At 35.6% G+C, this 15,442-nt stretch carries 14 protein-coding genes and 2 other annotated features; of the genes, 6 read left to right on the plus strand and 8 right to left on the minus strand.

Annotation, left to right across the window (positions count from 1 at the left end; all coding sequences use genetic code 11):
* Nucleotides 1-393 precede the first annotated feature (393 nt).
* The 3 genes from glcT to A9178_RS14810 form a co-directional block, all read right to left on the minus strand.
* Nucleotides 394-1,239 (minus strand): glucose PTS transporter transcription antiterminator GlcT, encoded by an 846-nt coding sequence (gene glcT, locus A9178_RS14800; protein WP_068676662.1) that lies wholly within the window; start codon nt 1,237-1,239, stop codon nt 394-396.
* An 88-nt stretch (nt 1,240-1,327) separates the two neighbouring features.
* The gene (hprK, locus tag A9178_RS14805; protein WP_068676664.1) at nt 1,328-2,263 is read right to left on the minus strand and encodes an HPr(Ser) kinase/phosphatase; all 936 of its coding nucleotides are present in this window, start codon (nt 2,261-2,263) and stop codon (nt 1,328-1,330) included.
* Nucleotides 2,264-2,386: 123 nt separating this feature from the next.
* Nucleotides 2,387-3,850: an MDR family MFS transporter gene (locus tag A9178_RS14810; RefSeq protein WP_068676666.1), complete on the minus strand. Its 1,464-nt coding sequence runs from the start codon at nt 3,848-3,850 to the stop codon at nt 2,387-2,389.
* 335 nt (nt 3,851-4,185) lie between these two features.
* Here A9178_RS14810 and ltaS point away from each other — a divergent pair, with 335 nt between their 5' ends.
* Nucleotides 4,186-6,111, plus strand: a complete 1,926-nt coding sequence (gene ltaS, locus A9178_RS14815) for a lipoteichoic acid synthase (RefSeq protein WP_068676668.1) — start codon at nt 4,186-4,188, stop codon at nt 6,109-6,111.
* A 42-nt stretch (nt 6,112-6,153) separates the two neighbouring features.
* Here the strand turns inward: ltaS and cax are convergent, their stop codons facing one another.
* Nucleotides 6,154-7,215, minus strand: a complete 1,062-nt coding sequence (cax, locus tag A9178_RS14820) for a calcium/proton exchanger (protein WP_068676670.1) — start codon at nt 7,213-7,215, stop codon at nt 6,154-6,156.
* A gap of 217 nt (nt 7,216-7,432) precedes the next feature.
* Nucleotides 7,433-7,924 carry a CarD family transcriptional regulator gene (locus tag A9178_RS14825; RefSeq protein ID WP_068676672.1) on the minus strand — a complete coding sequence of 164 codons (492 nt, stop codon included), beginning with the start codon at nt 7,922-7,924 and terminating at the stop codon, nt 7,433-7,435.
* A gap of 143 nt (nt 7,925-8,067) precedes the next feature.
* Between A9178_RS14825 and A9178_RS14830 the strand changes: the two genes are divergently transcribed.
* Both A9178_RS14830 and A9178_RS14835 read left to right on the plus strand, forming a co-directional pair.
* Entirely contained in the window at nt 8,068-8,508 is a 441-nt protein-coding gene (locus A9178_RS14830) for a MarR family winged helix-turn-helix transcriptional regulator (protein WP_068676674.1), read from the plus strand.
* Between the two features lie 250 nt (nt 8,509-8,758).
* Complete coding sequence (locus A9178_RS14835; RefSeq protein ID WP_068676676.1) at nt 8,759-9,988, plus strand: MFS transporter; 1,230 nt, start codon at nt 8,759-8,761, stop codon at nt 9,986-9,988.
* Between the two features lie 193 nt (nt 9,989-10,181).
* Here A9178_RS14835 and brnQ read toward each other — a convergent pair whose 3' ends face one another.
* A complete protein-coding gene (brnQ, locus tag A9178_RS14840) occupies nt 10,182-11,525 on the minus strand; it encodes a branched-chain amino acid transport system II carrier protein (RefSeq protein ID WP_197482206.1) in 1,344 nt (447 codons plus the stop codon).
* A 36-nt stretch (nt 11,526-11,561) separates the two neighbouring features.
* The gene (locus tag A9178_RS14845; RefSeq protein WP_068676680.1) at nt 11,562-11,798 is read right to left on the minus strand and encodes an ACT domain-containing protein; all 237 of its coding nucleotides are present in this window, start codon (nt 11,796-11,798) and stop codon (nt 11,562-11,564) included.
* Nucleotides 11,799-11,865: 67 nt separating this feature from the next.
* Nucleotides 11,866-12,107 (minus strand) — a binding site (T-box leader).
* A 57-nt stretch (nt 12,108-12,164) separates the two neighbouring features.
* Nucleotides 12,165-12,405, minus strand: a binding site (T-box leader).
* 199 nt (nt 12,406-12,604) lie between these two features.
* On the opposite strand from A9178_RS14845, the gene A9178_RS14850 reads away from it, so the two are divergent.
* Together A9178_RS14850 and A9178_RS14855 are read left to right on the plus strand one after the other, a co-directional pair.
* Entirely contained in the window at nt 12,605-13,171 is a 567-nt protein-coding gene (locus A9178_RS14850; RefSeq protein ID WP_068676682.1) for a chromate transporter, read from the plus strand.
* On the plus strand, nt 13,171-13,707 hold the full coding sequence (locus A9178_RS14855; protein WP_068676862.1) for a chromate transporter: 537 nt from the start codon (nt 13,171-13,173) through the stop codon (nt 13,705-13,707). The genes A9178_RS14850 and A9178_RS14855 overlap by 1 nt, the downstream gene beginning before the upstream one ends.
* 38 nt (nt 13,708-13,745) lie before the next feature.
* Here A9178_RS14855 and A9178_RS14860 read toward each other — a convergent pair whose 3' ends face one another.
* The gene (locus tag A9178_RS14860; protein ID WP_068676684.1) at nt 13,746-14,594 is read right to left on the minus strand and encodes a pyridoxamine kinase; all 849 of its coding nucleotides are present in this window, start codon (nt 14,592-14,594) and stop codon (nt 13,746-13,748) included.
* 256 nt (nt 14,595-14,850) lie between these two features.
* Between A9178_RS14860 and A9178_RS14865 the strand changes: the two genes are divergently transcribed.
* Nucleotides 14,851-15,390, plus strand: coding sequence for an ECF transporter S component (locus A9178_RS14865; RefSeq protein ID WP_068676686.1), 540 nt, complete (start codon nt 14,851-14,853; stop codon nt 15,388-15,390).
* The last annotated feature ends 52 nt before the right edge of the window (nt 15,391-15,442 follow it).

Here is a 15,442-nt window from a genome sequence, read left to right on the forward strand (position 1 = left end):
CCCCCGCCGTAGGAGATAAAGGAAACATGCCCCTTCATAGGGGTATGTCGACGTTGGCCGCAAAGGCCGGTTTTAGTCGACCTTCCTTAAGTTTGAACCGATGTTGACTTTCACCACAAGGGTATAAGTGCGACTAAGCCCTCTGGTTTCACCAATTGGCAAGTCTTCTTTATCGTACGGAGGTGAAGGAAGTCTACTAGTCACTGGGCGCTGGAGCCGGACGTGGCTATTTCGATATCTAAGTTATCCACAGCCATACAAATTTTATAATTTCCTAGAAAACAAAAAAGGCATGAATAGAGTATGTGAAAATAAAGGATAGGGTTAGTTTTACCCAATCTCTTCATTTTCATAATCTCTACTCATGCCTGATCGAATCAGTTACACGTATAATTATGAATCCTTTTTTAAAAGTAAACGCTGCAGATGCATAGTTAAATAAACAGCTTCTGCATCGTATACAGGTTTTTTTAAGGTTTGCTGTATAATCTTAATAAGTTTCCACGAAAGATTATAACACACTGGATATTCATTTTTCAAGAGGGCAGCTAATTTCATTGGCTCCTCCGATTTTTCACCTTTTAACACTCGTTCAATCGTGTAACGTATATGTCTAACGATACGAAAATAGTCAATGCCTTCACGGTCCATTTTAACATCTAACTGTTCCTCAATCGTGTTAACTAATTGAGATAGTAAATTAGAATACGTATTTAGTTCAGATAATGATGTATCGGTTATCGCACTATGAACGTGTAAAGCTATAAAACCGATTTCACTTTCAGGTAAATAAATATCAAGTGAATGGTTAATGTGATCGACAACCTCTGCTGCAATTTCATATTCAAAAGGATATAATACCTTCGTTTCCGTTAGAAATGGATTCTTTATTCCCATACCACGATTCAGACGTGTAATCGCAAATAGTATATGATCAGTTAAAGCAACATGGACCTTTTCTTTTAGTAGGACATTTGATTTACGTTTAATCATTTCTGTTGCCGTAATGATAGCTCCAAGTGTGGATTCAGATAGGTTAGGCAGTAATTTTAAATAGTTCTCCTGCTCTAATTTATTTCGTAACACAAATAGTTTTTCTACCGTATCTTCCTTAATAAGATCATTTTTCTTCTTATTAAAACCAATACCTTTCCCAATTAATATAACTTCTTCCTTCTCGTCATTCAGTGCAATAATGACATTATTGTTTAAAACCTTAAAGACTAAGTAAGTTTCCAAAGTTGTCTACTCCCTTTAATAATACATGGCGGTGGCAAGTTTTACGGCCGGTGCCCTTGATGTTATTCGATGATGTTTCTCGATTAGATTAATCTGTTGTAGATTTCTCCAGATCCGCTTCAATTCTACTATAAAACTCTTCTGCTGCATTATACCCTTGTTGTTTCAAATACCAATTATTAGCAGCTGCTTCAATCAGTCCAGCTACATCACGTCCAGGTTGAAGCTGAATTTCCATAGAAGGAATTTTTACACCCATATAGTCTGTGTAACTAATCTCCTGTTCCAACTCATTATATAAGGCATCTTTCTCCCATTTCGTCAAATGAATGTCCAGTGTTATTCGTGTCTCATCTTGGAAAGCCCTCCGTCCATACATTCGCACCACATTCATTAATCCAATACTTCGTAATGCTAGAAACTCCTTCGTTTTTTCATCATGCGTGCCTAGAATTGTTCGTGGACTAAGTTTTTTTAACACGACGATATCGTCCGCTACTAAACGATGACCCCGGCGAATTAATGTATGTGCTGTTTCACTTTTTCCAACTCCAGAATTTCCTCGGATTAAAACTCCAATTCCTGAAACATTCATACAAACCCCATGCAACGCTATTTCCTTAGCCAATTCCTTTATTAAATAAGCATCTAATTTTTGGACAAACTCTGAAGTTATTTCAGGACGTTTTGTTACCAATAACGGAATCCCCTCTTCTACACAATGATGCGTTAAATAGGTCAACCCTTCCTCCCCACTAGTAACGATAAAGCATGGTGGATGGTAATGAACGATATTTCCAATTCGGATTTTCCGTTCTTCTTTACTTAATTTATGTAAATAAGTAACCTCTTTTCTCCCCAAAATCTGAACTCTTTCTGTTGGAAAAAAATCAAAATGTCCAACAAATTCCAAGCCAGGTCGATGCACTCGTGATTGTGTAATCATATTTTGCAATCGATTCTCTCCTGCAAGTACTTTCAATTGAAACTTATCAACTAAGTCTTCAACTGTTATTTGCTTCATCCCATTTCACCGTCCAATTAAGATATTAATAGAATTATACTTTAGAATATCGGAATCGTCACCTTAGTAGCTTAGCTAATATTAATAGCCCAATATTCGTATTCGAATATTGGGCTACAATACTTAAGCTTTTTGATAAATTTTCTGTTTACCTTGTTCTTTTTCCCTTAATCTCTCTAAATCCCTTTTCTCCACTTCTTCTTGAGATACTTTACTATCTCTCACGAAAAAGGAGATCACTAGTCCAACAAAGGCAAGGACTGCTACCACGATAAACGCGATATTCACTCCATAAATATCTGGATTAGGAATTTCTGCTCGTGCTGCTGTTTCCCCTGTGGTTGTCATCACGGTAACAAGAATAGCTGTTCCAACAGAAGCACCTACCTGTCTCATTGTATTATCCATCGCTGCTCCGTGAGGTATTAGTCGTTTAGGTAATTGGTTTAATGCCGCTGTTGAAATTGGCATCATCACCATGGATAGTCCTAGCATTCTAATACTATACATGATTGTCATGAAAGCAAGTGATGTTTCCGTGTCTAATCTAGTAAACGGGATAGATGAGACAGCAATAATTAGTAAACCAACTAGCGCTAGCTTACGGGCACCATATCTATCAAAGATCCTACCTGTAATAGGAGACATAAAACCAGAAATCAATGCACCTGGCAACAACGCAAGTCCCGCTTCAAAAGCTGTGAATTCACGCATATTTTGCATATAAAGTGGGATAAGTGTTTCTGTACCGATTAATCCCATAAATGTAATCATCCCAATAGCAACAGCTAGTGGAAAAATGGAATACGTAAAAACTCGGAATTCTAACATTGGATGCTGTAGTCTTAACTGTCTTAATATAAAGGAAAGAAGCGAAACAACTCCAATAGTGAGAGAAATAATGGTTAAACTTGCTCCCCAACCATAATTCCCAGCTGAAGTAAATCCATAAAGCAACCCTCCAAATCCAAAAGAGGATAAAATAACAGATGGAATATCTAATTTCGGTTTCTTTAATTCCGTTACATTCTTCATTGCGAAAAAGGCAATGATAATATCTATAATGGCAATTGGTAGGATGATAAAGAATAATACCCTCCAAGAATAATGCTCCGTCACCCATCCAGAAATAGCAGGACCAAGTGCAGGCGCAAATGAGATAACTAGACCAATTAAACCCATAGCTGATCCACGTTTATGTACTGGGAAGATCAATAGAAATACTGTCTGCATAAGTGGTAGCATAACCCCTGCTCCTGCAGATTGTATTACCCGTCCTATTAACAAAACGGAGAAATTAGGCGCAATACCAGAAATTAATGTACCTAAAGCAAAAACACTCATTGCTGTAATAAACAATTGTCTCGTGGTAAATCTTTCTAATAAAAATGCACTGATGGGAATCATAATACCATTGACAAGCATAAACACCGTCGTAAGCCACTGACCAGTGTTTGCCGTAATTCCCATTTCCTCCATTATAGGAGGTATTGCAGTAATCATTAACGTTTGATTTAAAATGGAGATAAATGCCCCAGCAAGCAACAATGCGACAATCGTTTTTCGATTATAACTTATCTTTTGTATATCGTTCCCCTCCCTTTACTTTTACACAACAATTTATAAATTATAATTCATTTTTGGCAAAAATGATATAGGAAGTTTATTAAATTTACATTACGGAGACACGGGGAGTCAGTCCAGCGTCCTAACATTCGCTGGAACGCTGGTCCTGTCTTTTTTTTTAGTAGGTAGGAAAGTGGAAAAATAACATGTAAAATGATTGTCCTTTTTCGACAATATCAACCATAACTTCCCATTTCCCAATCCCTAAACCATGTGTTATAATTAGCCTTTGTAAGTATTAAATACTTTGTATAAAAGCTAAAAATAACCCAGAAACCATACGAGGTGAATATTAAGTGAAGAAACTAATTTCTACGAAGATGGGGTTCTTCGCAATTGTATTAGTTCTATTTTGGTTAAAGACATATTTAATTTATAAAATGGAATTTGATTTAGGTGTGAAGGGTTCTATCCAGGAATTTCTATTATTCTTAAATCCTTTAAGTTCAGGTTTAATTCTATTGGGAATTACTCTATTTTCTAGAGGACGAAAATTTGGTAGACGCCTAATCTATATGCATATTTTGCTTGGCCTCATTCTTTACGCAAACATCGTGTTCTACCGTTTTAATAGTGACTTTATAACATTAGCTACGATGATGCAAACTAATAACTTTGGTAGCTTAGGTAGTAGTATTATTGATTTAATGCAATGGCATGACCTTCTCTATGTAATTGATATAGTCGTTTTAATAGTTTTATATAACAAGTTCAAAGGTAACTGGTCTGATACACGTATTAAAATCCGTAAACCTTTTATCATTCTAGCAATGGGAGTCTTCGTATTTACTATTAATCTAGGTTTAGCAGAAGCCGATAGACCACAATTGTTAGAAAGAGCTTTTGACCGTAACTATTTAGTAAAATATTTAGGTCTATACAATTTCATTGCCTATGACACGGTTCAAAGTGCGAACACATCTACACAACGTGTTTTAGCAGATAGTGACGATATTACTGTTGTTGAAAACTACACAAAAACTAAATATGCTGAACCAAACCCTGCTTACTTTGGTGTAGGAGAAGGGAAAAATATTATTAAGATTCATTTAGAATCTTTCCAATCCTTCCTTATCGACTTTAAATTACACGGTGAAGAAGTTACACCATTTATCAACTCTTTAGTACATGATGAAAATCAAGATTTCACGTATTTCGATAACTTCTTCCATCAAACAGAGCAAGGGAAAACAGCCGATGCAGAATTAATTATGGATAATTCGCTTTATGGTTTACCACAAGGATCTGCTTTTGTTGTGAAAGGTGATAATACGTACCAAGCTTACCCGGCAATCATTGGTCAACGCCAAGGATATACTAGCGCAATCTTCCATGGTGATGGTAAATCATTCTGGAACCGTGATGAAATTTATAAACACTTTGGTATCGATAAATTTTATCATGAAGATTATTATGATATGAGTGCGGATAAGGTTATCAACTATGGATTAAAAGACAAGCCATTCTTTGAAGAATCCATGAAATATCTAGAAGAATTGGAACAACCATTTTATGCACATATGATGACATTAACGCATCATCATCCCTTTACTATTAATGAAGAGGAAGCAACCATTGAACGCGCGGAAACTAGTAGCAACACGGTAAACAACTATTTCCAAACCGCCCGCTATTTGGATGAATCATTAGAACAATTCTTTACAGATTTAAAAGAAGCTGGTTTATATGAAGACTCTATTATTATGATTTATGGCGACCATTATGGTATTTCAGATAATCATAATAAAGCGATGGAAGAGCTTCTTGGTGAAGAAATTACGCCACTTAAATATTCCGAATTACAGCGTGTACCATTTATGATTCGGATTCCTGGAGTAGATGGCCAGGGAATTAATCATGAATATAGCGGACAAATGGATGTTGTACCAACTATGCTGCATATTCTAGGCATTGATGCACAAGATTATATTTTAATGGGTACAGATATGTTTTCCGAGGACCACAAAGATTATGTACCGTTCCGTAAAGGGAATTTTGTTACAGAAGAATTCACTTATTTAAACGGAGCATATTACGATAATGAAACAAAAGAAATTATCGAGGAACCTACAGAAGAAATGCTTAAACTAAAAGAAACGGTACTTCATGAATTAGAGTTATCTGATAAAGTTATGTATGGTGATCTATTACGTTTCTACACACCGAACGAACAATGGAAACCAATTGATATTAGTGATTATTCTTATATAAAAGAAGAATAAAATGTAAAAACCCGAACAGTTATAGCTGTTCGGGTTTTTCTTTTAAAGAAGGTAGAAGCCAACTCCCATAATTAAATAGGCAGCTAATAGTGCCAGTCCTTCAAACCAATTGGATTCCCCATCAATAGAAATCATTATTGTAAGTAATACCGCTGTTACCATACTAATTAATTCAGGCCAAGTAAATACTAGTGGCATGGAAGTCTCAAATAAAAGTGAGAGTAATACTAAAACAGGAGCAACAAACATCGCAACCTGTAAAGTAGATCCTACAGCAATTTCGACTGCAACATCCATTTTATTCTTATAAGCCATAATAACAGCCGATGCATGTTCTGCCGCATTACCGACAATGGCTACAATGATGACTCCTATGAATAACTCCGTCCATCCAAATGTTTCTCCTACTTCTGAAAAGGTATGAACTAAATTTTCCGACACATAAGCAACAGCTAAAGTAGCAAGAGCAAGAATAATAACAGCTTTCCCTTTCCCCCACTCTGGCTCTTCCTCATGTGTAGTCGGTTCTCCTTCTCCACCGGACGGATAAACTCCACGATGTGTGAAAAGTTTAAAGAATAAAGTAGCTAAATATAAGAAAATTAATATAATCGAGATAGCCACACTCAGATTCATCGTTTCCCCTGCAGTCATAGTGGTAGAAAAAACTTCCGGAATAACAAATGCAACCACTATAGCGAAAATCAATAACGCCGCATTATTCCTTGCATCATGTACATTAAAAGGCTGCCGTTTAAATTTAATTCCACCTACAAAAAAGGACAAGCCTGCCACCAGTAACAAGTTTCCTAATATAGAACCAGTTAAAGAAGCTAGTACAATTCCGATTAAACCAGCTTTTAATGAGAATATCGAGATTATCAGTTCGACCGCATTACCAAATGTAGCATTTAGCAGACCACCAATTCTAGGTCCCATAACAATAGCTAAGCTTTCAGTTGCCCTACCCATATACCCCGCCAATGTAATGATGGTTAAACAGTAAATAATAAACATAAGTACAGTTGGCCAATGCATGAGGGTGCCTGCGACGGAAAGTGGTAGTCCAATAATAAGTAATACGAAGAATAGTTTATTTACCATAACTTGTTATTTCACCTCACTACCTTAATCTATATTAATTTACCCTTAATACGGAAAATTATATAGTGAAGTGAAAGTTTCATAAGTGCAACTATGGATTTTCCAACGTAATAGCAAATTTGATGATTTAAACTTTAAATCGGAACTTTTGGATAGGATTATGAGGATTAGGATTTGAACAAATGTGGAGAAAGGTCAATAAATCCACCTTTCTCCCCTATTGAATGATTTGGTGAACTTTTTTAGATATTTTTTCAGGTGTTGTATCGAGTGCTAATGCTAAATCATTAAACAATATGTCTTGTATGTTCTCTAAAAGCTTTAGATCTTGAACAGAAAGTTTTTTATTCTCTTTTTCGGCATCATTTTGTTTGCGCATTAATGTATTTACAACATTACAAATGTCCGACCGATTACCTGATTGTATTAATTTAGAATATTTTTTATAACGTAATCTTACATCCTGAACCCAACTAATGCCCGGTTCATTGAATGTTTGTAAAAGCTCTTTCGCTTCCTCTTTCTCCAACGTTTTTAGCATGGAAACTTTTTCGTTATCAACAGGGACATTAATAATGAGACTCGAATCATTTTTTGGATGCATGACATAATAAGATTTTGTTTCTCCACGAAAAGTTCTTTCACAAATATCATCAATGACACATACTCCATGGACTGAATAAATGACCATTTCCCCAATTTTAAACATCACATTAGCTCCCTAATTATATTATCGTCAACTAAGTTTACAATTTAATTATAATACAAAACAACAAAACCGTCAATGTAGTTGACAATCTATGTTCACTTTTGTAAAATATTGGGCGTCAGAAAAGTAGTGGGGTGAAATTCATGGAAACAGAATTTAACAAACTAGATTTAATTGATTCTCTAAGTGAGCGTCATCACCAACTTCGAAGGATAATTGAAGAGTTATGGAACGACAATAGTAACATCCAATTATCTAATTCAGAATGGTTTATTATGGCAAGGATATATAAAAGACAACCAACTATCGCACATGTATCTAAAAGTGTGGATATATCTAGACAAGCAACACATAAATTAATCAAAAAGTTAGAAGCTAAAGGATTAGTTGAAATTAATGATGTAGAAGACAACAAAAAGGTAAAATCAATTCGATTAACAACATTGGGAGAAGAATGCTACGAGAAGAATGAACAACTTAAGAAAACAGTCCAAAAAAAAATTTCCGATAAAATAGGAACAGAAAAAATAAACATGCTTAAAGAACTTCTGCAAATGGATTGGGGCCTAGACAATTTAGATTAATAATTATAATACAGATATCAGTATACAAACCGTGTTGGATCCATATCCAACACGGTCTACTTTTATACAATACATTTTAAATTAATCATAATCCGTTCAGAAGTATTGAAAAATTAATTATCCTATGTAGAATAGCTATATAACGTGAAACATCAGATTACGGTATTTTTATCATCATTATCAATTTATTTATGAAGTAAGTCTTCCATCCATTTCACGTTAAAAATGTAAATTGGAAAGAAGGATTTGAATGGAAAAAGCAATACAAAAGAACGCTAGCATGACATATGATGAAAACCAAACTCTTTATCGAATTCTATTCATCATCGGAGCTTGTCACTTATTAAATGATTCTCTTCAAGCAGTAATTCCGGCTATGTTTCCTATTTTAGAAAAATCAATGGGACTATCGTTCACGCAGCTTGGACTAATTGCTTTCACATTAAATATGATTTCTTCTGTCATGCAACCTTTAGTCGGTACATTTACAGATAAAAAGCCTTTACCCTTCGCACTACCAATTGGATTAACTAGTAGCATGGTAGGAATGCTTGGTTTAGCATTAGCACCAAACTTCTGGCTTGTTTTAGTGAGTGTTGTTTTTATCGGATTAGGATCCGCGGTTTTTCATCCTGAAGGCTCTCGTGTTGTTTATCTTGCAGCAGGGAATAAAAGAGGGCTTGCTCAATCGATTTTCCAGGTTGGGGGAAATTCTGGGCAAGCATTGGCACCTATTATAACAGCATTAATTCTCGTTCCACTCGGACAAATTGGAGCGGCATGGTTTACTTTAATTGCTGGTTTAGCTGTTGTATTTTTAACTTATATTGCAAAATGGTACCGCGGACAAATTCAATATATTCAAGCGAAAAAGAAAAAATTAGAAGCCAAAAAACATAGTAAAGCTGTATCCAGGGCGATTAAAAGTGCCCTTATTGTCTTAATTTTTCTTGTCTTTGCTCGGTCTTGGTATGCAGCAGCCATTTCGAACTTCTATGCATTTTATGCGATTGATTCTTATGATCTAACTATCGCTAAATCACAAGTCTACATATTTATTTTTCTAGCAATGGGAGCGGTTGGGACATTTCTTGGTGGACCTCTAGCCGACCGTTTTGGTAGAAGAAATGTTATTTTATTCTCCCTTATTGCATCCAGTCCTTTATCGATTTTATTACCATATGTCGGGCCGGTTTTTGCTATGATTCTGTTAGCAACTATTGGATTATTCTTAATGTCTAGTTTTTCTGTAACGGTTGTCTACGCCCAGGAACTTGTTCCAGGAAAAATAGGTACAATGTCTGGTTTAATTGTTGGTCTTGCATTTGGTATGGGCGCCATCGGATCTGTTGCCCTTGGTTACTTTATCGATGTATTAGGACTCACAACAACTATGATTATGGCTTCCTTATTACCATTACTTGGGTTTCTTACTTTCTTATTACCGACGGATAAGAAAGTGGAGGAGTGGTATGAGTAGGATTCGTGTAACAATTTAACAGACATGAGTAATGAAGTATGCAGTGTGAGTAACGGATTAGCGGCCGTGAGTACCATCAAAATCAAAACAGGTGAATCCAAATTCAGGAATCACCTGTTTTACTATATCAATTCATTACCTTCCGCTTCCCATTTTCTAGTGCTTTTTTTATAAGAGGGACTAACGTAATAAGTTAATGATTATTACCTTGAGAAACGGAATAAGAACCATCCAATTTCTTCTCTCCCCACAGATAACCGATAAACGACCCGATAATAGCTGGGAAAATCCAACCTAAGCCTATATTGTACAATGGAATATAACTATATAAATCCATAATAAAATTTAAGTGAAAACCGATTTCCTTTAGACTACCTACAAGACTAATAAATGCTGTACCCACTATGGCGCCTATATAAACGGAGCGGTACCCTTTAAAATATTTATGTGAGAAAGATAGTAAAATTATAACAATAGTTAAAGGATAGATTGCTGTTAATATAGGTGAAGAGAATAAAATAATTTGATTTAATCCTAAGTTGGCAAGTATCATACTAATTAAACACAGGATTGCTGTCCAGCTAAAATAAGAAAGTTTTGGAACTACCTTTGAGAAATATTCACCACATGAAGCAATTAATCCAACTGTAGTTGTTAAACATGCAAGAATAAAAATAATACCCAAAATCAATGTCCCAACATTCCCAAATAAATGGTTCGTCACTGCTGTTAAAATTTCTCCACCATTACCAGCTGATTGAAGTAAGGATTGGCTTGAAGCACCTAAATGACTTAACATTACATAAATGATGGCTAAACAAAAGCCTGCAATCATACCCGCTTTAATCGTTAATTTCGTTTGAATTCCTGAATCGGTAATCCCCTTTTTTCTGATAGCATTTATAATAACACTTCCAAATAAAAGTGCGGCCATCGCATCCATTGTAGAATATCCATCCGTTATCCCTTTAAAAAGAGCATTATTCATATAAGTTTCGGACGGTGTACCATAATCCCCAATCGGTTGATTTAAACTTTGAATAAAGATCAATGCGATAAGTACAATAATGATGGGGGTCAAAATTTTTCCAATCCGTTCAAAAAGCTTTGTAGGGTTCATACATAACCAAAATGCAATGGCGAAATAAATGATTGTCCACAGAAAAAGTGGCAACCAGTGATTGGTTAATCCTTCTGTTATAAATGGCGCAATTCCCATTTCATAAGCAGTTGTCCCAGCACGTGGAATAACTAAGAATGGACCGAGACATAAGTACGTAATCACGGTAAAACCAACAGCAAAGATAGGGTGTACACGATTGGTTATCGTGGATAAATCACCTGATTTTGCAATAGCAGCAACACCCAATATTGGCAAACCAACAGATGTAATTAAAAATCCAATCATTGCCCATCCAAAGTTTTCTCCTGCTTCAAATCCTAAAGATGGTGGAAAAATAAGATTCCCCGCTCCAAAAAATAATGCGAACAACATTAATCCTGTGTAAAATGTATCTTTCATTGAAATTTTCATAATGTATTCCTCCTGATGTTCATTTAAGATGAATGAAAATTATTCTAGTATTTCTTTTACATCTGAGACGTCTTGAATATTTGAAAACCTTCTTCTTAATTTTTTACATGCTACATCATCTACATAGACAGTAATGTTAATTTGAATTTCCCCTGGCTTTTCCGTTGCTTTGGAAAGAAAATCGTCAAATTTTATGTGATGCTTATATAGTAATTTCGTTATTTGTATAAGTACATTTGAATTGTTATTTGCTAAAATAACGATAGTTTTTTTCATGTTATTTTCCTCCTCCATATACCCCAAAACAAAAGTCGCCTCAGAAAACAAACACAATTGGCTTGTTTCCTGAGGCGACTGTATCGCGTTACCACCCAGTTTTCCCTATTTCCCTCACAGAAAATAGGCTTAATAAGTCTATTTGCTAGACTTTTAACCGTTAACGGGGTCAGTCGTTGCTTACTACTTTACTTCACAAACAATGCTCCAAGGCGACTTCAAAAAGATTTAACGACCATTCTCTCAGAACTAGGAACGGATCTCTGTACGTTAGGGTTCTCTTTTACTACTCCTTATCAAAGCTGCTATATTCGATTGTTGTTTTATTAAAAAAGCCTCAACAGCTCCTCCAATAGATGGAGAAACTGCTGAGGCGTTCGTTTCGCGTTACCACTCAGCTTCCCTATTTTCTTCGCAAAAAATAGGCTCAAAAAGTCTACTAATAGACTCGTAGCCGTTAACGAGGCCAGTCGTTGCTTACTACTTTCACTTCACAAGCAATGCTCCAAGGCGACTTCAAAAAGATTTAACGACCATTCTTTCAGCCCATGGAATGGATTTCTGTACGTTAGGGTTCTCTTTTACTATTCCTTTTCACAGCAAATGTATATTCAATCACGATGAATTCTAGTTGATAGAATTTAGTATATTCACAATCTAATAGTTTGTCAACACTCATTTTTTAGATTCGAAATGCTCCTTCATTGACTTAAATTAGAAAACTATAAATATATTGACATCTTTTTAATAATACATCATAGTTAATGATACAAAATATTAATTGTAATAAGGAGATGTTAAGCTACATGCTTAAAGATTTGTTCATCGCTTTTTTTCGTGCAGGTATGCTTGGCTATGGTGGGGGTTTATCGGCAATCCCTCTTATGCAAAAAGAAGTTGTAGAAAGATATAAATGGATGGATGATGATGAATTTTCCGATATATTGGCACTTGCGAACACATTACCTGGTCCAATCAACACAAAGATGTCAGGCTACATTGGTTGGCGTCTGAAGGGATTTCTAGGAATGTTAGTTTGCATCATTGCGACGGTGGCCCCTACAGCGATTTTGATCATTCTTTTACTCACAGCCTTACATACATATAAAGATAAGCCTTGGGTGCACGGCATGTCTAAAGGAGTGCTTCCTATTGCTGGTGTCATGATAGGTGTACTGGCCGTGGATTTTTTCCGTAAATCTAAAATAAATCTTGGGTGGGGTATGGCAGTTGTATACACAGGGATTAGCTTAGTCATTATAGAGTTAGTTGGTATCCACCCAGCAATCGTTATTGTTTCATTAATTTTATTTGCACTACTCTTTCCAACAAAAGAAGAACGAAGAGGCGCTAAACAGGAGGGAGACTCGTGATTGTTAAGTACTGGCAAATTTTTTATACCAATTTTATTTCCAACATTCTTGGCTATGGAGGTGGTCCCGCAACCATTCCCCTCTTACAGCATGAAGTAGTTGATAAATATGGATGGTTTACAAATCAAGAATTTAGTGAATTGGTAGCTTTGGGTAATGCTTTACCGGGACCTATTGCAACGAAAATGGCTGCTTACGTTGGTTATGATCAAGGTGGGATTCTAGGAGCTGTAATTGGTATTTTCGCATCCGTTGCCCCTTCCTTAATCCTGTTAATAGCCCTTTTAGGTATTTTATTTAAATTTAAAGATTCACCTAGGGTTAAAAAACTAACCCAAATTATCCGCCCTACTATTGCGGTACTTCTTGGAGTCATGACAGTTGAATTTTTCTTTGATTCATACATAGATGTTGGCATGTTTCATACGATTATATTAATTATTGCCGGTTACTATTTCCTAGAAGTTAAACGGATAAGTCCTGCTTTTGTTGTGCTAGGTGCTCTTATTTATGGGGCTGTATTCTTGGGTTCGTAGGGAGACATAGGGACAGTTGCTTGTCCCCCGTCTCGCCTTTATAATAACATCCCCAAATACTTTTCAAAATTAACTCCTTCTACTTCAGGTATTTGTTCTGAGGAGGAATCATTGATAGCCATTGTTAAGAATGCCTCTGCAAGCTGCACAGCTTTTTCCATTTCTTCTCCACGCAACATGCTTCCTACAATGACAGATGCAAATAAATCACCTGTACCGGAATAGCTCTTACCGTTATACTGCATCGCACGATAAAAGGTTCTATTACCGTTCAAATACATATTGCCAATAACCTGCTTATCTGAATCTGTTGATGGTGGATTTATTCCAGTAATGATAACCTTAGCTCCCGTTTCTTGGTGTAAAACGTTCCCAACCTCTTCTATCGCTTTCAAATAATCCGATTCATTCGAATAATGATGTAGTTTTTCATAAGATAATCCCGATAACAAACAGCACTCCGTAATATTTGGTGTAATTACCTCCGCACGTTTCACCAATTCTTTCATTTGTATCAATAATTCATCGGTAAAAAGTTTATAAACTTCTCCTACATCTCCCATTACTGGATCAACTAGTAATGTAGTTTCTTTCGTATGAAATTTATCTAAAAAACGAAAAATATTATTAATTTGCTCACTACCAGTAACGAAGCCAGTATAGATTCCGTCAAAAGTTGCATGAAGCTTACTCCATTCCTCTGTGAAATAGTTCATTTTAGATGTCAAATCTTCACAAAAGAAACTTGGATAACCAGTTTGAGCTGTTAATATTGCAGTTGGTAGGGGACATGCCTGCACTCCCATTACTGAAAGAACCGGAATTGCAGCTGTTAAAGAACATTTTCCAAAAGATGATAAATCCTGTAATACAGCAACCTTTTTCATAATTACCTCCTTAAAGACTTTCTACCTTAAACTTTATCCATATTATCATTAGAAAACTTAGTTGTCATCAAGGCTTTAAGCACCACAAGTATAGCATCCCAACGCTTTAATAGCAGTTACTATCCTCCCCTCCCCAAACTTGTATGCTCTATATTGCCGCAAACTGACCCTAACGTTTTTTATTAAATTGGCACTTTTGATTAGACCAGATTTTTGCTAAAGTTATAAGAAAACTAGATTAGGAAGGCTTACAGATATGCAAAATACACAAAGTTATTTAAAATCACGTCAAAAAACCTTAGATTTAATTATAACATCTATGTTAATTGCCCTTGTTTTTGTTTCTACTGTCTTTTTGAATATTAGACTACCAATTGCGGCAAATGGTGGTTTAGTTCATCTAGGAACAGCTATGCTATTTATTTCATCTATTTTATTTGGGCCTAAAAAAGGGGCTCTTGCTGGTGCGATAGGAATGGGATTATTTGATATCATTGGAGGCTGGGTGTTATGGACGCCTATCACTATCGTCTCTCGTGGTTTACAAGGATATATAGTTGGTAAAATTTCTTGGTTAAATGGGCACAAAGGGAATAGCCTGGCTTTAAATTTAATTGCAACAATTATTTCTATTCCATTTATGATAGCTGTTTATTACATTGGTGAATCGTTCCTTTACGGTAATTGGATTACACCTTTAGCTTCTATACCTGGAGACCTCCTTCAAAATGTATTGGGAATTTTAATCGCTCTACCAATTTGTGTTGCTTTAAAAAAAGTCTCTTATTTTAAATAAAAGTTGGGTATCTTAGTTTGGACCATTCATGGAGAAATAACCTCATTAAAAT

It is taken from the genome of Oceanobacillus sp. Castelsardo (genome assembly GCF_001659985.1).
GTDB lineage: Bacteria > Bacillota > Bacilli > Bacillales > Amphibacillaceae > Oceanobacillus.